This window comes from Kitasatospora sp. NBC_00240 (assembly GCF_026342405.1).
Classification (GTDB): Bacteria; Actinomycetota; Actinomycetes; order Streptomycetales; family Streptomycetaceae; genus Kitasatospora.
Map to the genome: position 1 here is coordinate 1,674,265 of NZ_JAPEMU010000001.1, position 17,445 is coordinate 1,691,709.

Annotated in this window: 15 protein-coding genes and 2 pseudogenes; 10 read left to right on the forward strand and 7 right to left on the reverse strand. The window is 75.0% G+C overall.

Translation table 11 applies throughout. The features are described 5' to 3' along the window. Positions 1 to 44 precede the first annotated feature (44 nt). Positions 45 to 746 carry an SDR family oxidoreductase gene (locus tag OG689_RS06915; protein ID WP_266318650.1) on the reverse strand — a complete coding sequence of 234 codons (702 nt, stop codon included), beginning with the start codon at positions 744 to 746 and terminating at the stop codon, positions 45 to 47. A gap of 211 nt (positions 747 to 957) precedes the next feature. After that, the gene (locus OG689_RS06920; protein WP_266318652.1) at positions 958 to 1,806 is read right to left on the reverse strand and encodes an alpha/beta hydrolase; all 849 of its coding nucleotides are present in this window, start codon (positions 1,804 to 1,806) and stop codon (positions 958 to 960) included. A 102-nt stretch (positions 1,807 to 1,908) separates the two neighbouring features. Between OG689_RS06920 and OG689_RS06925 the strand changes: the two genes are divergently transcribed. Continuing rightward, on the forward strand, positions 1,909 to 2,418 hold the full coding sequence (locus OG689_RS06925) for a MarR family transcriptional regulator (protein ID WP_266318654.1): 510 nt from the start codon (positions 1,909 to 1,911) through the stop codon (positions 2,416 to 2,418). 71 nt (positions 2,419 to 2,489) lie between these two features. On the opposite strand, the gene OG689_RS06930 is transcribed toward OG689_RS06925, so the two are convergent. Both OG689_RS06930 and OG689_RS06935 read right to left on the reverse strand, forming a co-directional pair. Further along, positions 2,490 to 3,119: a class I SAM-dependent methyltransferase gene (locus OG689_RS06930; RefSeq protein WP_266318656.1), complete on the reverse strand. Its 630-nt coding sequence runs from the start codon at positions 3,117 to 3,119 to the stop codon at positions 2,490 to 2,492. Between the two features lie 146 nt (positions 3,120 to 3,265). Next, the gene (locus OG689_RS06935; RefSeq protein WP_266318658.1) at positions 3,266 to 4,327 is read right to left on the reverse strand and encodes a LacI family DNA-binding transcriptional regulator; all 1,062 of its coding nucleotides are present in this window, start codon (positions 4,325 to 4,327) and stop codon (positions 3,266 to 3,268) included. Positions 4,328 to 4,458: 131 nt separating this feature from the next. On the opposite strand from OG689_RS06935, the gene OG689_RS06940 reads away from it, so the two are divergent. The 6 genes from OG689_RS06940 to OG689_RS06965 all read left to right on the forward strand — a co-directional run bounded on the left by OG689_RS06940 (position 4,459) and on the right by OG689_RS06965 (position 10,503). Continuing rightward, entirely contained in the window at positions 4,459 to 5,610 is a 1,152-nt protein-coding gene (locus tag OG689_RS06940; RefSeq protein ID WP_266318659.1) for a Gfo/Idh/MocA family protein, read from the forward strand. 53 nt (positions 5,611 to 5,663) lie between these two features. Continuing rightward, positions 5,664 to 6,827: a dihydrodipicolinate synthase family protein gene (locus OG689_RS06945; RefSeq protein WP_266318660.1), complete on the forward strand. Its 1,164-nt coding sequence runs from the start codon at positions 5,664 to 5,666 to the stop codon at positions 6,825 to 6,827. Next, entirely contained in the window at positions 6,824 to 7,711 is an 888-nt protein-coding gene (locus tag OG689_RS06950; protein ID WP_266318662.1) for a sugar phosphate isomerase/epimerase, read from the forward strand. The genes OG689_RS06945 and OG689_RS06950 overlap by 4 nt, the downstream gene beginning before the upstream one ends. A gap of 105 nt (positions 7,712 to 7,816) precedes the next feature. Further along, positions 7,817 to 9,016 (forward strand): glycerate kinase, encoded by a 1,200-nt coding sequence (locus tag OG689_RS06955; protein ID WP_266318664.1) that lies wholly within the window; start codon positions 7,817 to 7,819, stop codon positions 9,014 to 9,016. Between the two features lie 10 nt (positions 9,017 to 9,026). Then, positions 9,027 to 9,533: a DUF2199 domain-containing protein gene (locus OG689_RS06960; RefSeq protein WP_266318666.1), complete on the forward strand. Its 507-nt coding sequence runs from the start codon at positions 9,027 to 9,029 to the stop codon at positions 9,531 to 9,533. Positions 9,534 to 9,693: 160 nt separating this feature from the next. Beyond that, a complete protein-coding gene (locus OG689_RS06965) occupies positions 9,694 to 10,503 on the forward strand; it encodes a hypothetical protein (RefSeq protein WP_266318667.1) in 810 nt (269 codons plus the stop codon). A gap of 77 nt (positions 10,504 to 10,580) precedes the next feature. On the opposite strand, the gene OG689_RS06970 is transcribed toward OG689_RS06965, so the two are convergent. Together OG689_RS06970 and OG689_RS06975 are read right to left on the reverse strand one after the other, a co-directional pair. Next, positions 10,581 to 11,048: a hypothetical protein gene (locus tag OG689_RS06970; protein ID WP_266318668.1), complete on the reverse strand. Its 468-nt coding sequence runs from the start codon at positions 11,046 to 11,048 to the stop codon at positions 10,581 to 10,583. A 190-nt stretch (positions 11,049 to 11,238) separates the two neighbouring features. Then, positions 11,239 to 11,514, reverse strand: a pseudogene (locus OG689_RS06975) (NAD(P)-dependent oxidoreductase); the annotation flags it as partial. Between OG689_RS06975 and OG689_RS06980 the strand changes: the two are divergent. Continuing rightward, positions 11,513 to 11,629, forward strand: a pseudogene (locus tag OG689_RS06980) (VOC family protein); the annotation flags it as partial. The pseudogenes OG689_RS06975 and OG689_RS06980 sit on opposite strands and share 2 nt — an antisense overlap. A gap of 113 nt (positions 11,630 to 11,742) precedes the next feature. On the opposite strand, the gene OG689_RS06985 reads toward OG689_RS06980, so the two are convergent. Beyond that, the gene (locus OG689_RS06985; protein WP_266318669.1) at positions 11,743 to 12,855 is read right to left on the reverse strand and encodes a substrate-binding domain-containing protein; all 1,113 of its coding nucleotides are present in this window, start codon (positions 12,853 to 12,855) and stop codon (positions 11,743 to 11,745) included. A 434-nt stretch (positions 12,856 to 13,289) separates the two neighbouring features. Here OG689_RS06985 and OG689_RS06990 point away from each other — a divergent pair, with 434 nt between their 5' ends. After that, on the forward strand, positions 13,290 to 15,290 hold the full coding sequence (locus OG689_RS06990) for a carbohydrate binding domain-containing protein (RefSeq protein ID WP_266318671.1): 2,001 nt from the start codon (positions 13,290 to 13,292) through the stop codon (positions 15,288 to 15,290). A 235-nt stretch (positions 15,291 to 15,525) separates the two neighbouring features. Further along, entirely contained in the window at positions 15,526 to 17,325 is a 1,800-nt protein-coding gene (locus OG689_RS06995; RefSeq protein WP_266318673.1) for a beta-galactosidase family protein, read from the forward strand. The last annotated feature ends 120 nt before the right edge of the window (positions 17,326 to 17,445 follow it).

Consider the following 17,445-nt stretch of genomic DNA (forward strand, 5'->3'; position numbering starts at 1 on the left):
CGGGGCGGACCATCGGCGTTCCCCCGGACGGGCCGCCGGGCTGCTCAGACCGGCTGGCCGATCGGCCGGATGATGACGTTGTTGACGTCGACGCCGGCCGGCTGCCCGAGCGCCCAGACGATCGAGCCGGCGATCTGGTCGGCCGTCAGCAGCAACCCCTCGGGCAGTCCGCCCGTCCCGTCCCAGAACGGGGTCTCCACCCGGCCCGGCGCGATCAGGGTGACGCCCACCCCGTCGGCGGTGACCATCCGCCGGGTGTTCTCGGCCAGGCCGGTGACCGCCCACTTGGTGGCCCCGTAGATGTTGCCGGGGGTGTGCACGAAGCCGGCGACGCTGCCGACCAGGACGATCCGGCCTCGGCTCGCCAGGAGCGCGGGCAGCGCGGCCCGGATCAGCAGGGCCGGCCCGAGCACGTTGGTGAGCACCATCTCGCGCCAGCCCGCCGGGTCGCCGTCGGCGAGGGTGTCGTGGGTGGCGACCCCGGCGTTGGCGACCACGGCGTCCAGCCGCCCGAACTCCTTCACCGTGGCCTCGACCGCCGCTTCGACGGCATCGTGGTCGGCGGCGTCCCCGGTCAGCGCCAACAGGCTTGCCGGCCGCCCCAGTTCTTCGGCGAAGCGCTCCAGCCGGCCCTGGTCGCGCCCGGTGACGGTCACCCGGTGCCCGAGGTCCAGCAGCTGCCGGGCGGTCGCCGCCCCGATGCCGCTGCCACCGCCGGTGATCAGTGTGACGGGCGAGTCGTTCATCTGTACCCCCAGGGTCCCGCGGCCACGGCCGGACGGCAGTGCGCGGACAGCCGCCGGGCAGCTGCCCGCCAGCCGTCGGCGTGGCCGGTGTCGTGGGACGGATCCCACCACTTGGAGTGCTCTCCAAGTCAACGGCCGCTCCACCGGCTTCAGCCGTTCGGCCTCGGGCGACGGGCCCGGCGGGTACGACCGGGTGTCCCACGAACCGGTCTCACGGCCGGTCGAGGAAGTCCGCGATCCGGCGGTTCGACGCCGGCGCCCCGACGGAGGGGATGCCGTGATGGGTGAGGCCGTCGAGCACGGCGGTCTCGACGCCGGGGAGCCGGCGCCGGGCCGCCTCCTCGACCCGCCGGCTGTCGTGCGCCCGGCTGTCCCCGGCCAGCAGGACCAGGGCCGGCACGGTCGAGGCCCGCAGCCGCTCCGCCGCCGGCCGCCGCCCCAGCACCACCCGCGCACGCGGCAGTTCGGCGCCGAGGCCGTACAACTCCAGCCATCGCCGGTCGAGTTCGGCGCCACCGGTCTCCCAGGCGAGGAAGGACCGGGCCCGCCGGGCGGTCGGCCGGAGCAGCATGGGCAGAGCCCGCAGCAGGTACCGGGGGCGGAATCCGGCGAAGCAGTTGGTGGGGTCGAGGAGGACCAGCCGGCGGACCCGCTCCGGTGCGCGCAGGGCGTACGTGAGGGCGATCCAGCCGCCGTAGGAGTGCCCGCAGAGGTCGGTGCGGCCGAGACCGAGCGCGTCGAGGACGCCGTCCAGCCAGTCGTGCAGGTCCTCGGCCGTCCGGATCGGCCGCTCGCCGGCCACGCTGCGGCCGGGCTCGCCGATCCGGTCGACGGCGTGCACCCGCCTGGTGCGGCTCAGCTCCGCCACGTTGGCGAACCACACCGTCGCGGTGGTCCCGCCGCCGTTCAGCAGCACCAGCGGCTCGCCGTCCTCGGGGCCGCAGAGCAGCACCCGGGTGGTGCCGTGGGCCGAGGGGAGGTCCAGTCGCTCGACGGGCACCGGCCACGCGTCGAGGACCGCGTCGTAGGCCGCGAGGAAGCGGGTCAGGCCGTCGGTCATGGAACGCCCCCAGATTTAGGTCACCCAGCGAGTATCTCGCTCAACGAGATACTATGCACCCCGGACCCGCTGGGGGAAGCACCCGCGACGGAAGGCGAGAACGTGACCGACGAGGCCGAGCCCGACCTGCGGCTGGTGCACCAGCTCCGCGCCTTGACCATCGAACTCAATCTGCTCGGAGGCGAGTTCGCGCAGCGCAACGGCCTGCACCCGACCGACCTGCGGGCCCTGATCTGCCTGCTGGACGCTGCCCGGGCGGGCACCCCCGCGACTCCCGGCCTGGTCGGGGCGCAGCTCGGCCTGAACTCGGCCGGCACCACCGCCCTGCTGGACCGGCTGGAGCGGCTCGGCCACATCCGTCGGGTACGGGACACCCGCGACCGGCGGCGGGTGCTGCTGGAGGTGGAGGACCGGGCGGTCGCACTCGGACAGGCCTTCTTCGGCCCGCTGATCAGCGGCATCGTCGCCATCGGCCAGGACTGCACCGAGCCGGAGCTCGCGACGATCCGGCGCTTCCTGGGCTCCGTGCAGGGGGTCGTCACCGAGCAGCGCGCGGCCACGGCGGGACGACCCCCGGGCACCCCGCCACCGGCAGGCCGCCCGGATCGCTGAGCCCGGATCGCTGAGCCCGGACCGACGCCGGCCGTCCGGCGCGGACACCGGCGCCCCGGCAGGCCACCGCCTCAGACGGCCGGCCGCTCCCGCTCCAGCCGTACCAGGGTGTCGATCGCCTCCGCCCGGCGCCCCTCGGCCGTCACCGCCGGACGGCGCACCTCCTCCGCCCGGACGGTGCGCAGCCCATGATCGGCCAGGTCGGCGACGATGTCCGGCGGGCTGTAGAGCACTCCGGCGTCCTGCGGCCCGCCGACCCCCTCGGTCAGGTTGGCGGTGGCGTGGCCGACCACCAGCAGCGTGCCGCCGGGCGCCAGGGCCCGGGCCGCATGCGCCAGCACCACCCGTCGCTGATCGGCCGGCAGGTGCAGGTACACCACCAGCACCAGCTGGTGGGCGCCCGGCTCGGGTTCGTGGTGGAGCGCGTCGGCGTGGACCCACTCCAGCCGCCCGGCCACCTCGGCCGGCCCGGCGGCAGCCAGCCGGCGGCCGCGCTCCACGGCGACCTCCGAGAAGTCGACGGCCGTCACCCGCCACCCCCGCCCGGCGAGCCAGATGCTGTTGCGTCCCTCCCCCGCCGCGAGGTCCAGCGCCCGCCCGGCGGGCAGGTCGGAGGCCTCGCGGACCACCCACCGGTTGGGCTCGGTGCCCCAGACGAGTTCGGTGGCGCCGTACCGCGCGTCCCAGTCGTGGCTGTCCATCGGGGTCCTCCTCGCTGCGCCCGGCGGGCCGCTGCCCGGACCGGCGCCGGCCGGCCCTTCCGGCAGCGTAGTGCGCGGGCGGCCCCGGGCGGGTGAGCAGGGCGGGACGGCGGGCGGGTGAGCAGGGCGGGACGGCGGCCCGGCGGTCACCGCTGCGGCGCCGGCCCGGTGCTGCCGCGGACCACCAGGGAGACGCCCAGCGGCGGGCGGTCCGCCGGCGTGTCCTCGACGACCAGTTGGACGGCCCGCTCGCCGGCCTCCTCCAGCGGCAGCCGGACGGTGGTCAGGGCCGGCCGCAGGTCCACGGCGAAGGGGACGTCGTCGAACCCGACCACCGAGATGTCACCCGGGACGGCCCGGCCCAGATCGTCCTGCACCGCGGCCAGCACGCCGGCCGCCATCACGTCGTTCAGGGCCAGCACGGCGGTGAGGCCCGGTTCGCGGGCGAGCAGCCCCAGCGCCGCCTCGCGGCCGCCGGCCCGGGTGAAGTCGGCGAACACCACGTGACTGTCGGGCAGTTCACCGCCCAGCTGGGCCAGTGCCCGGCGGGCGCCGGCCAGCCGCTGCTGCACGGTGATCAGCTCCTCGGGGCCTGCCACCACGCCGATCCGCCGGTGGCCGAGCCGCCAGAGTTCGGTCGCCGCCCGGGCGGCTCCCTCGGCGTGGTCCAGCGGGACGGCCGGCCCGGCGCCGCGCTCGCCGATGCAGGCCACCCGGCCGCCGTCCTCGCGGAAGCCGTCCAGTTCGGCCGCCAGCCGGTCGGTGAGCGAGCGGTCGTCCGTACCGCTGCCGGCCAGCAGCAGGGCGCGGGCGCGCTGGGCGCGCAGGCTGCGGACGTACTCGATCTCCAGCTCCGGGTCGCGGAAGGTCGCGGCGATCATGATCATCAGGCGTTGGCGGCGGGCGGCCCGCATCGCGCCCGCCGCGATGGCGGCGAAGTACGGGTCGGCGACGTCGTGCACGATCAGCCCGACCACCGAGGTCGCCGAGCGAGCCAGCGCCTGGGCGGGCGCGTTGGAGACGTAGCCCAGCTCCCGCGCGGCGCTCTCCACCCGCCGGCGCAACTCCTCGCCGACCGTGCGCGAGCCGCCGCCGTGCAGCACCCGGGAGGCGGTGGCAATGGACACCCCGGCGTGCTCCGCGACGCGCTGCAGGGTGACGGCGCCGGTGGACCGGCCGGCGCGAGTGGTTGACCTGGGGTTCGCCATGCTCGTAACGTACCTCTTGGTAAGCGCTTACCGGCCGCACCGTTCCGCACGCCCCAGCGCCCCCGCCCCGCCCACCTCCGCCGGCGCCGTCCGCATCCGCCCCCGCCGGCCACCGCACGAAGGAGCCCGCCATGGCCATCCGGCCGATCGGCATCATCATGAACGGCGTCACCGGACGCATGGGCTACCGCCAGCACCTGGTCCGGTCGATCCTCGCGATCCGCGAGCAGGGCGGGCTCGTACTGCCGGACGGCACGGTCGTCCACCCCGAGCCCGTGCTGGTCGGCCGCAACGAGGACCGGCTGCGGGCCATCGCCGAACGGCACGGCATCGAGCAGTGGACCACCGACCTCGACAAGGCGCTCGCCGACCCGGCCAACGAGATCTACTTCGACGCCCAGCTGACCCAGGTCCGGGAACAGTCGATCCGGGCCGCGATCGCCGCCGGCAAGCACATCTACACCGAGAAGCCCACCGCCGAATCGCTCGACGCGGCCCTGGAGTTGTCGCGGCTGGCGCGGGCCGCCGGGGTCCGCGACGGCGTGGTGCAGGACAAGCTCTTCCTGCCCGGCCTGCGGAAACTGAAGCGGCTGGTGGAAAGCGGCTTCTTCGGCCGGATCCTCTCCGTCCGGGGCGAGTTCGGCTACTGGGTCTTCGAAGGCGACTGGCAGAGCGCCCAGCGCCCGTCCTGGAACTACCGGGCCGAGGACGGCGGCGGCATGGTGCTGGACATGTTCCCGCACTGGCAGTACGTCCTGGAGCAGACCTTCGCCCCGATCACCTCGGTGTACGCGCACACCGCCACCCACATCCCGGAGCGCCGGGACGAGGCGGGCCGCCCCTACCCGGCCACCGCCGACGACGCCGCCTACGGCATCTTCGAGCTGGAGGGCGGCATCGTGGCCCAGATCAACTCCTCCTGGGCGGTGCGGGTCGACCGGGACGAGCTGGTCGAGTTCCAGGTCGACGGCACCGAGGGCAGCGCCGTCGCCGGACTGCGCAACTGCCGCTTCCAGCACCGGGCCGGCACCCCCAAGCCGGTCTGGAACCCGGACCTGCCGGTCACCGAGCCGTTCCGCGAGCAGTGGCAGCAGGTGCCCGACAACGCCGAGTTCGACAACGGCTTCAAGGCCCAGTGGGAGCAGTTCCTGGCCCATGTGGTCGCGGACGCGCCGTTCCCCTACGACCTGCTGGCCGGTGCCAAGGGCGTCCAACTCGCCGAGCTGGCGCAGGAGTCGGCCCGAACCGGCCAGCGGCTGCCGATTCCGCCGCTGGCCCGCTGAGCCACTCCCGGCCGAAGTCCCCGACCTCCCGCCCGCCAGATTCGAGGCCAGTCATGTCCGACGAGATCCTGCTCCCCCGGCCCTCCGGGGAGCTCCTGCGCTACCGGGTCCCCGAGCCGCCGTCCTGGCCCGCGCCGGGCGGCCCGGCCCGCAGCCGCACCGTGTTCGCGGCCGCCCACGTGGTCGCCGACCCCGCCCGGGAGCACCGGCCGGGCGCGCCCGCCGCGCTCGACTGGGAGGCCACCCTGGCCTTCCGCGAGCACCTGTGGTCGCTCGGACTGGGCGTCGCCGACGCGATGGACACCGCACAGCGCGGCATGGGCCTGGACTGGGCCACCACCCGCGAGCTGATCACCCGCTCCGGCGCCGCCGCCCGGGCCTGCGGCGGGCGGCTGGCCTGCGGCGCGGGGACGGACCAACTGACCGTCACGGCACCCGGCTTGAAGGAGATCACCGAGGCCTTCCAGGAGCAGGTGGAGGTGGTCGAGGCAGCCGGGGCCCAGGTGATCCTGATGGCCAGCCGGGCACTGGCCGCCACCGCGACCGGCCCGGAGGACTACGCCGAGGTCTACGGCCGACTGCTGGCCGGGACGGACCGGCCGGCCGTCCTGCACTGGCTCGGCACACCCTTCGACCCGGCCCTGGAGGGCTACTGGGGATCGGCCGACCTGGACGAGGCGGCCGCCCACGTGCTGGAGATCATCCGCGACAACGCGGCCAAGGTGGACGGCATCAAGGTCTCCCTGCTGGACGCCGACCGGGAGATCGCGCTGCGCCGCGCGCTGCCCGAGGGCATCAAGATGTACACCGGCGACGACTTCCACTACCCGGAGCTGATCCTCGGCGACGACCGCGGCTTCAGCCACGCCCTGCTGGGGGTCTTCGACCCGCTCGCCGGCCACGCCGCGGCCGCCCTGGACGCCCTGGACCGGGGCAACACCGCCGCGTACCGGGCGATCCTCGACCCCACCGTGCCGCTGGCCCGGCACATCTTCGGCGCGCCGACCCGCCACTACAAGACCGGCGTGGTCCTGCTGGCCCATCTCGCCGGCCACCAGGACCACTTCACCATGGTCGGCGGCGAGCAGGACAGCCGCGACGTCGTCCACCTCGCCGAGGTGTTCCGCCTGGCCGGGGAGGCCGGGGCGCTGCCCGACCCGGACCTCGCGACCGCGCGGATGCGGGCCTTCCTCGCCTCGAAGGGAGTGGCCGCATGACCGCCGGCACCCTTCCCCGCCCGGCCGGCGGCCCGAACGCCGCCCCCGGGCTCGAACGGCTCTCGCTCAACACCGCCACCACCAAGCGCTGGACCCTCCCCGAGGCCGTCGACGGCTGCGTACGGGCCGGCATCCCCGGCATCGGACTGTGGCGCGACCGGGTCGCCGAGACGGGCGCCGCGAAGGCCGCCCGACTGGTCCGCGACGCCGGGCTGACCGTCACCAGCCTCTGCCGCGGCGGCTTCCTCACCGCGCCGGACGCCGCCGGGCGGGCCGCCGCCCTGGACGACAACCGCCGCGCCGTCGAGGAGGCGGCGACGCTCGGCACCGGCGTGCTGGTCCTGGTCTGCGGCGGACTGCCCGAAGGCAGCCGCGACCTGCCCGGCGCGCGCCGCGCGGTCGCCGACGCGCTCGCCGAACTCGCTCCGTACGCCGGGGAGCACGGCGTCCGGCTGGCGATCGAACCACTGCACCCGATGTTCTGCGCCGACCGGGCCGTGGTCTCCACCCTCGGGCAGGCCCTGGACCTCGCCGAGGCGGTCGGGGCCCGGACGGGCGAGAACGGGGTGGGCGTGGTCGTCGACACCTACCACGTCTGGTGGGACCCTCAGGTGGAGGAGCAGATCGCCCGCGCGGCCGACCGGATCCTGGCCTTCCAGGTCTGCGACTGGACGCTGCCGCTGCCCGCCGACGCGCTGCTCGGCCGCGGCCACGTCGGCGACGGTCTGATCGACATCCCGCGGCTGGCGGCCGCCGTGACCGCCGCCGGATACACCGGGTTCACCGAGGTGGAGATCTTCAACCAGGAGGTCTGGGACACCCCGGGCGACCTGACCCTGCGTACCCTCGTCGAACGCCACCGCACCCACCTCGCCCGGATCTGACACCCGCACCGGGCGCCCCGGCACACCGGCCCGGCCCCACCGCCCACGCGGGACGGGGGCCGGGCCCGCCGCCGGAGCGCCTTCGTCCCGTCCCCGGAGGACTTCGTGAACCCTCGCACCGCCCGTCGCTTCCTGGTCGCCCCCGACAAGTTCAAGGGTTCGCTGACCGCCGCCCGGGCGGCCGACCACCTCGCCGCCGGACTGCGCGACCGGGCCCCGGGGGCGGCCGTGCGCGTGCTGCCCGTCGCCGACGGCGGGGAGGGCACGGTGGACGCCGTGGTGGCGGCCGGGTTCGAGCGCCGCACCCTGCTGGTCGAGGGCCCGCTGGGCAACCCGGTCGAGGCCTCCTTCGCGCTGCGCGACCGGACGGCGGTGGTCGAGCTGGCCCAGGCCTCCGGTCTCGACCGGCTGCCCGGCCGGCGGCCCGACCCGCTACGGGCCGGCACCCGCGGCACCGGGCAACTGATCGCCGCCGCACTCGACGCGGGCGCCGGGACGGTCGTGCTCGGCGTCGGCGGGAGCGCCTCGACGGACGGCGGCACCGGAATGCTCACCGCCCTCGGCGCGCGCTTCACCGACGCCGCCGGCCACCCGCTCGCCCAAGGCGGCGGGGCGCTGGCCGGGTTGGCGCGGGCGGACCTGTCCGGGCTCGACCCCCGGCTGGCCGCGACCAGGATCGTGCTGGCGAGCGACGTGGACAATCCGCTGCTCGGGCCGGACGGCGCCGCCGCCGTGTACGGCCCGCAGAAGGGGGCCTCCACCCAGCAGGTCCGGCAGCTGGAGCAGGGTCTGCGCCGGCTGGTCGAGGTGCTGGCCGGACCGGCCGGGGCGGCGGCCCGGCGGCCCGGGGCCGGCGCGGCAGGCGGCACCGGGTTCGCCGCGCTGGCCTGCCTGGGGGCCGTCCGCCGTCGGGGCATCGACGTCCTGCTGGAGGCCACCGGCTTCGGCCCGGCGCTCGCCGCCACCGACCTGGTGATCACCGGCGAGGGCTCGCTCGACGCGCAGACCCTGCAGGGCAAGGCACCCGCCGGGGTGGCCGCCGCCGCCCGGCGGCAGGGCGTGCCGGTGGTCGCGGTCTGCGGCCGGCTCAGCCTGGACGCGGCGGGCCTGGCGGCCCTCGGCGTCAGCCGCGCGTACCCGCTCAGCGCCCTGGAGCCCGACCCGGCGCGCTCGATGGCCGGGGCCGGCCCGCTGCTGGAGCGGCTCGGTGCCCGGATCGCGGAGGACTTCGGCGCGGGCCCCCGACAGCCGGGCCCCCGCGACCCGGGCAACACCCCCGCGCCGGGTGTCGGACCCGTTGACTAGGCTCCACGGCATGTCCGACGCTCACGACCACACCTGCTCCTGCTGCGCCGAGCCGCAGTCCGGCCCGCCGATGTCCTACGGCGCCCCTGCCCCCGTGGTCTGGAAGGACCGGTACGCCCGGCGCCGGGACAGCGAGCTGACCGCCGACGTCTGCATGATCAAGGGGAAGCACTTCTTCGTGCACGGTCTGGTGGAGATCCCGGTGCTCGACAGCGGCGAGGTCTTCTCCTGGGGTGTGTGGGTCTCCCTCAGCGAGCCGAACTTCGCCCGCACGCACGACCTGTGGGAGGACCCGGCGCGCGAGCAGGAGCCGCCGTACTTCGGCTGGCTCACCACCGAGCTGCCCGTCTACGCCGAATCGACACTGAACCTCAAGACCCACGTCCGCACCCGGGCCGTCGGCCTGCGCCCGCTGATCGAACTCGAACCCACCGACCACCCGCTCGCGGTGGAACAGCGGGAGGGCATCACCATGGCCCGGGTCCACGAGCTGGCCGACCGGCTGCTGCGGGGCTGATCGCGGCTCGGCGTCCCACCCGGGGCCCGCCACAGGTTGCCGCTCCGCAGCGTGAGCCGACCGCCGATCAATCGGGTGTCGCGGCGGCAGTCGGGGCTGGGATGATCTACAGATCATCCGTCCTCCGGGTCGGTTCCGGTCCGACCGTCAGGAGATTTCCTTGACACCGCGTGCTGTGCTTGCGGCGCCGATCGTTCTCGTACTGGCCCTCCTGGGAGCCGGTTGCACGGGCAAGGACACAGCCACCCCGGTCGCCGACCCGGCCGCGAGTCGGACTACCGCTGACTCCGCACCGGCCGCGACCACACCGACCGCCGCCCCTTCCGGCTCCGCGCCCGCATGGCGGGAAGCCGCCGCGCTCTCCGCCGAGCAGCTGACGGCGGCGCTGCTGCCCGGTACCGAGCTGCCGGCGGGCAGCACCACCGAGCCTTACTCGACCGCCCACGACGCCGCGACGACCACGCTGTACGAGACGGCCGCCAAGGCCTACCCGGCCTGCGCGCCGGTCCTGGCCGTGCTCTCGGAGACGCCGTCGGCACGGGCCGGAGTCCTCTACGTCACCGGGAACAACGTGCTGGGCAACCGGACGGCGGTGGACCTCGCCAGCTTCCCGCCCGGCCGGGTGCGGGAGCGTTTCGACGCGCTGAAGGCGGCCGTCCACGGCGGCTGCACACAGTTCAGGGTCAGGAGCGACGGCCCGACCTTCACGGTCCGGTCCGCGGCCGCCGACGTGGCGGGCATCCCTGCCGTGGCCTTCACCTGCACCACCCCCACCGGCGCGGTCACCTCGCCGGGCGGCATCACCCGGACCGTCCTGTACGCCGCCGCCGGTGACAACAGGCTCCTGTTCGCCCTCACCGACGACACCGCGCTGCACCCCGTCCTGCGGGCCGACCTGGTGAACGCGCAGGTGAACCGGTTCCTGGCGGCGACCGGCTCACCGGTTCCCTCGGCCCCCGCGGCCGGCTGACAGGACTCGCTCGTCCTGCCGGCCGTGGGTTCCGTACGCTCCCTGCTCCGCCGGACAGGCCCGACCCGCGGCCCTGGTTACTTGGGCCAGCGCAGGCTGTGCGCGCCCATCCCCAGCAGCCGGCCGGGCCCGCGGACGCCGTCCTCGTGCCACCAGCGGCTCAGTCCCACGACCGCCGCCACACCGCCGCCGAGAAAGAGCGGGACGAGCAGGTCGAGCGGGTTCTCCTGTCCCTCCTCCAGCACGTCACCGCCGAGCGCGAAGGTCTGGAACCCGAAAACGACCGCGGCCACGAGTCCGACGATCGCCACGGTGAGCCAGGCGGCGCGGCGGGCTCTCGTCCCCGCGAGGCTGAGCACGGTGTAGCGCAGCTGCTGCCGGCAGGTTCCGCACCGCAGCCACTCGGCCTTGCGGCCCTTCGCCGGCCGCGCTATCGGCAGGGGGTGGACGGCGAAGGTGTGCATCTTGACGTTGCCGCCGCGCTGGACGTCGATCAGATGCGCGTACAGCAACCCTGGATAGGGCCCCAACTCCCGCTTGCCCATGATGGCGTGCCCCTCCCCTGCCCGGCCGGCCGGGCCCGTCGGTGATCTACCCGGCTTCTCTTCCCCGTCGGGGGCGGTTCGCAACATCGGGCGGGTCGTCCGGACGGACCCGGCGCGGCCGGGCGACGTGCCCCGCCCGGCTCGCGGCGCCGGACCAACCATTTTTGTCAGTACATGTCCTGACGAATGATCAGGCTGACCGGTCGATGTCTCCCGGACCCACCGGGTGGGCGAAGGGGAGCCGAGGGTCCAGCGCTCGAGCTCGTCGGCTGCGGCCGCCGCCATCCGGCAGCTCGCCGCCCAGGGAGCCGGCGACGTGCGGGGTGAGCAGCACGTTCGGCAGGTCGTAGAGCGGGGAGTCGGCCGGCAGCACCTCGGGGACGGTGACGTCCAGCACCGCGTTCAGCCGGCCCGCGGTCAGCTCGGCGACCATGGCGTCCTGGTCGATCAGCGACCCACGGGAGGTTCCGGCGACGATCGCGGCCGGCGGACGTCTGCTGAGCGACGCCGAGGCGCCGTCGAACTACGTGCTGGCCGACCCCGAGGGCAACGAGGCGTGCGTCGGCGCGGCCGGCCCGCCGGAGGCCGGCCGGCGGGTGGCGGGGTGGCGGGTGGCGGGGTGGCGGGGTGGCGGGTGGCGGCCGGCCGGAGGGGCCGGAGGGGCCGGGACACGGCCTCCGCAGGCCGGCGCCGGTCACTCCCCCTGTGCCGGCCCCTCGGCAGGCACCGCGGCGACCTGGGCGCCGCAGGAGCCGCGGACCTTCAGGCCGGCCAGCAGCTCGATGTGGTGGACGGGCAGCGAGGCGCCGCCGCCGAGCCGGCGCAGCAGCAGGTCCAGGGCGGCCCCGCCGACCGCCCGCTTGGGCGGGGCGACGGCCGTCAGCGGCGGCGCCGCCAGGGCCGCGAACACGTCGTCGTAGGAGATCAGCGCCAGGTCGTCCGGGATCCGCAGGCCGCGGGCCCGCATCAGCGGCGCCAGCTGGATGGCGTCCTGGTCGTTGTGGACGAGCGCGGCGCGCACGCCCTGCCCGACCGCCCGGGCGATCTGGTCGGCCACGTACTCCAGGTCCGGCGCGGCGGCGGTCGCCCCGGGCCCGGCCAGCCGGATGTCGGTCACCGGGTACGCCTCCATGCCCAGGTACTGCATGCCCTTGGCGTAGCCGGTCCGGACCCGCTGCGCCGTCCAGGTGTCCTCGCGGGCGGCCAGCAGCACCGACCGGTGGCCGAGCGAGGCGAGGTGGCGCAGGGCCAGCAGCACGCCGTGCTGGTGGTCGGAGGAGACCGCGTCCAGCTCCGCGCCGGCCGTACCCGGCCGGGCCTTGCGCTCCACCAGGACGGTCGGCACCGGGAGTTCGGCCAGCCACTCGCTGTCGGCGGGCCGGCTGCCGGGCCGCCAGTTGGGGGTGAGCAGCAGTCCGTCCACGCCGGACTCCAGCAGGCGCTCCACCTGGGCCCGGTCGTCGCGGGCCTCGTAGGGCGAGATCGCCAGCACGAGCTGGGCGCCGGCGGTGGCCGCGGAGGCGCGGGCGCCGGCGATCACCTCGTTGAAGTACGAGGCCACCGTGGGCACCAGCATGCCGATCACCCGGTCGCGGCCCTCGGGTTTGCCGAACGCCCCGGTGTCGGGGAGCGCGACCGAGCCGTGCACGCGGTGCAGCAGGCCGGCGTCCGCCAGCGCGGCGACGTCGCGGCGGGCCGTGACGGCGGAGATCCCGATCCGGGCGGCCAGGTCCACCACCCGTACGGTCCCGGCGTCGCGCACCACCTCAAGGATCCGCGCGCGGCGTTCCTCGGACGAGAGGGTCATGGCGTTCTTCCCCGATCCCGGGCTCGATTCGACGTGAGTCCAACTGGTCGCATTCGTATCACTCGATCAATATACGATCCAGTGCTCTCAATGTATTGACTCGATCAGCCTACCGACCCTACGGTGCCGTCGACGGCCGCTTCCGGGCTCTGCCCCGGCACGCCGCCGAGCACCCCCGGCCCGGCAACGTCCGGGCCGGGCGCCCGCACCGGGCCGGCCGAACCGGCCAGCGGCCGCCCGTAAAGGTCCGATCGCCCCGCACGATCGCCCCGCACGATCGAATGATCCGGCCGAACCACCGGGCAGACACCACCTGCCCCTTCCCCGGCCCGGCCGCACAACCCCTCCCGCACCCGCCGCGAGTCCACCCGGCGCGGCTGCAGCACCACCGCTCGACTCCCGCGACACCCCACCCACGACTGCGGAGTCCCCTCATGTTCCTGCCCCGCCCCCACCGGCTCAAGGCGTTCGCCGTCGGCGCCGCCCTGACCGCCGCCCTGGGCGCGCTCAGCGCCCCGCCCGCGGCGTCCGCCGCCCCCACCACCTGGTACCTGGACTGCGCCGCGGGCAGCGGCGGCTCCGGCAGCCAGGCCACCCCCTGGAACAGCCTTGCCGCCGCCAACGCCCACCTGTTCGGCCCGGGCGACCAGCTGCTGCTCAAGCGTGGCAGCACCTGCACCGGCACCCTGAAGCCCCAGGGCTCCGGCACCGCCGGCGCTCCCGTCACCCTGGCCGCCTACGGCCCCGGCAGCGCCCGCCCGGTGGTCGCCGGCGACGCCGCCACCGGCGAGAAGGCCGCCGTCCACCTCTACAACGTGGAGCAGTGGGAGATCCGCGACCTGGAGATCACCTTCCAGGACACCGGCGCCGCCAGGAAGGAGCGCAACGGCCTGCTGGTCGAGATCGCCGACCTCCCCGACGGGGTGGGCACCCACTACGTGGTCGACGACGTCCACGTGCACGACGTCAACGGCGACAACGGGAAGTTCAGCAACGGGATCCAGTTCCGGGTCAGCGGTGCCACCACCCCGACCAACTTCGACGACGTCCTGGTGCAGAACTCCCGGATCTCCCGGGTGGACCGCGAAGGCCTCACCAACCGCTCGACCTGGATGTGCCGCCCCTCCTACGGCAGCGGCGACGGCTGCGGCAGCACCGTCAACTGGCGGGCCAGCACCCGGATCGTCTTCCGCGGGAACACCCTGAACGACATCGGCGGCGACGGGATCGTGGTGCGCGCGGCCGACCACGCGCTGGTCGAGCACAACACCGCCTACGACCTGGCGATGCGCCCGATGGGCTCCAACGCCGGTATCTGGACGATCAATTCGGACCGGTCGACGATCCAGTACAACGAGGTGCACCACGTCCGCCGGCTGTCCGACAACAACGACGGCATGGCCTTCGACTCCGACTACGGCAACACCGACGCGCTGTTCCAGTACAACCACAGCCACGACAACGAGGGCGGCTTCATGCTGTTCTGCGGGGCCTGCGGCGCGGGTTCCAGCAGCACGGGGACGGTCGTCCGGTACAACCTGAGCAGCAACGACAGGACGCGCTGGCTCTTCGCGGTCGGCGAGAAGAACGCCCGGATGTACAACAACACCGCCTATCTGCCGCCGGGTTCGACCGCGCCGGTGATCCAGCAGGGCGGCGGCAGCTCGGTCACCCGGCTGAGCGGCAACATCTTCTCCAACCTCGGCACCGGCGGGTACTCCGGCTGGGGCGGCAACGCCTACAAGCCCGCCGACTTCAGCTGGGACTCCAACGTCTTCCACGGCAACCACCCCGCGAACGAACCGGCCGACCCGCGCAAGGTCACGGCCGATCCGGGCCTGCTGAACCCGGGCGGCAGCACCGCCGCCGACTACCGGCTGGGTGTCGGCTCCCCCGCCCGCGGGGCCGGCGCCACCGTCGCGGCCAACGGCGGGCTGGACTGGTTCGGCTCGGCGGTGCCGGCCGTCTGCCGCCCCGACATCGGCTTCCATCAGGCGAGTTCCTTCGACGACGCCGCCTGCTCGGCCGCCGACCTGGTGGGCAACCCCGGCTTCGAGACCGGCGCCCTGGCCCCCTGGACGTGGTACGGCGGCGCGGTCGCCGACCCGGCGGGCGCCCACACCGGCGGCTTCGGCGTCCGGGTCGGCCCCTCGCCGGCCGCCGCCGAGCAGGTCGTCACGGTCGCGCCCAACACCACGTACCGGCTGTCGGGTTGGGGCAGGGTGTCGGCCACCGGCACCGAGGTCTCGCTCGGGGCCAAGCAGTACGACGCCGCCGGCTCCAGCACCAGGGCCGGCTTCACCGCGACCACGTACGCCCTGGGCAGCACGCAGTTCACCACCGGCCCGGGCGCGACGACGGCCAGAATCTACTGCTACGCCCGCAGCGGCACCGGTTACGGGTACTGCGACGACATCACGCTCGTCCCGTCCTGACCGGCCCCGCCCTGACCGACCCCGGGCGGGACGGTTCCCCCTCGGGACCGGACCTCGCCGGGACCGGACCTCGCTGCCCCGTCCACCGGGGCGGCGAGGTCCGGCGCGGGCCGCGCCGGCCCGCACGCTCTTGACCTCCCGACGCGGGGCTCGTACCGTTCCGAGTCGGTAAGCGCTTACCAGCATCGCGCACCAGCCCTGCCTCGCCCAGCCCCGTCCCGGCCCCAGGATCCCCATGCACCAGCCAGCCCCCCGCCTCACCCTCACCGACACCGGCTTCCTGCGCGACGGCCGGCCCCACCGGATCGTCTCCGCCGCCGTCCACTACTTCCGGGTCCACCCCGACCTCTGGCAGGACCGGCTCCTGCGGCTGCGCGCGATGGGGGTGAACACCGTCGAGACGTACGTCGCCTGGAACGTCCACGAACCCGTACGCGGGCGCTACGACTTCAGCGGCGGGCAGGACGTCGTGGCCTTCGTCCGTACCGCCGGCGATCTGGGGCTGGACGTGATCGTCCGGCCGGGGCCGTACATCTGCGCCGAGTGGGAGTTCGGCGGCCTGCCCGGCTGGCTGCTCGCCGAGCCCGGGATGCGGCTGCGCCGGGTCAACACCCCGTACCTGGCCGCCGTGGACGCCTGGTTCGACGTCCTGGTGCCCGTCCTGCTCCCGCTGCTCGCGGGCAACGGGGGCCCGGTGGTCGCGATGGGCGTCGAGAACGAGTACGGCAGCTACGGCAACGAGACGGCGTACCTGGAGCACCTGCGCGCGGGCCTGGTCCGACGCGGCGTCGACTGCCTGCTGTTCACCGCCGACGGCGCAGCCGACGGGTTCCAGCTCGGCGGACGGCTGCCCGGGCTGCTCACCACCGGCACCTTCGGCTCCCGCCCGAAGTCCGCGCTGGACTGCCTCCGCCGGCACCAGCCGACCGGGCCGCTGGTCTGCATGGAGTTCTGGCACGGCTGGTTCGACCACTGGGGCGAGCCGCACCACACCCGGGACGCCCGGGAGGCGGCCGCCGTGCTGGACGAACTCCTCGCAGCAGGCGCCTCGGTGAACATCTACATGGGTCACGGCGGCACCAACTTCGGCTGGTACAACGGCGCCAACCACACCGGGCAGGTCTACCAGCCGACCGTCACCAGCTACGACTACGACGCCCCGGTCGGCGAGGCGGGTGAACTCACCGAGAAGTTCCACCGCTTCCGCGAGGTGATCGAGAAGCACACCGGCCCGGTCGCCCACACTCCCCCGCCGCCGCCCGCCCGACTGACCCCGCGAAGCATCGTCCCGGACGCGCGGGCCGCCCTGCTGCCCGCGCTGGACGCGCTGGCCGAGCCGGCGTACCGCTCCGAGCCCGAGCCGATGGAGTCGCTCGGCCAGTCCCTCGGCCTGATCCACTACCGCACCCGGCTGCGCGGCCCGCTGGAGCACGTGGAGCTGCGGGTCGACGGCCTCGCCGACCGCGCCCAGGTCTTCCTGGACGGGGTGGAGCTGGGCGTGCTCGACCGCAACCGGCCCGGCCAGGCGCTGCCGCTGACCGTCCCGGCCCACGGCGCCGAACTCAACCTCCTGGTGGAGAACTTGGGCCGGATCAACTACGGCCCGCTGCTCGCCGACCGCAAGGGCATCACCGGCGGGGTCCGGCTGGACAGCCAGTACCAGTTCGGCTGGGAGATCCGCCCGCTGCCGCTCACCGACCTCTCCGCGCTGCCGTTCGAGGAAGATCCGGCTCCGTCCGGCATCCGGCCCACCGGCCCGGCCTTCCACCGGGCGGTGCTGGACCTCGACGCGCCCGCCGACGGCTTCCTCGCCCTGCCCGGCTGGGGCCGGGGCACGCTCTGGCTCAACGGCTTCGCGCTCGGCCGCTACCGGGAGGAGGGGCCGCAGCGCACCCTGTACGCGCCCGCGCCGCTGTGGCGGGCCGGGCGGAACGAGATCGTCGTGCTGGAGCTGCACCGCCCGGGCCCCGCCGTCGAACTGCGGGACACCCCCGACCTCGGCCCGGCCGAACCGGCCCCGATCCCGGCCTGGTGACCGCCCGACCGCCCCGACGCCCCCGCCGCCGCCCCCGACGCCCCCTCTGCCGACGCCACCCCCGACGCCCCGGCCCGCCGCTGTCACCCGTACGCCTCGGCGTCGGCGACCGCCCCGGTG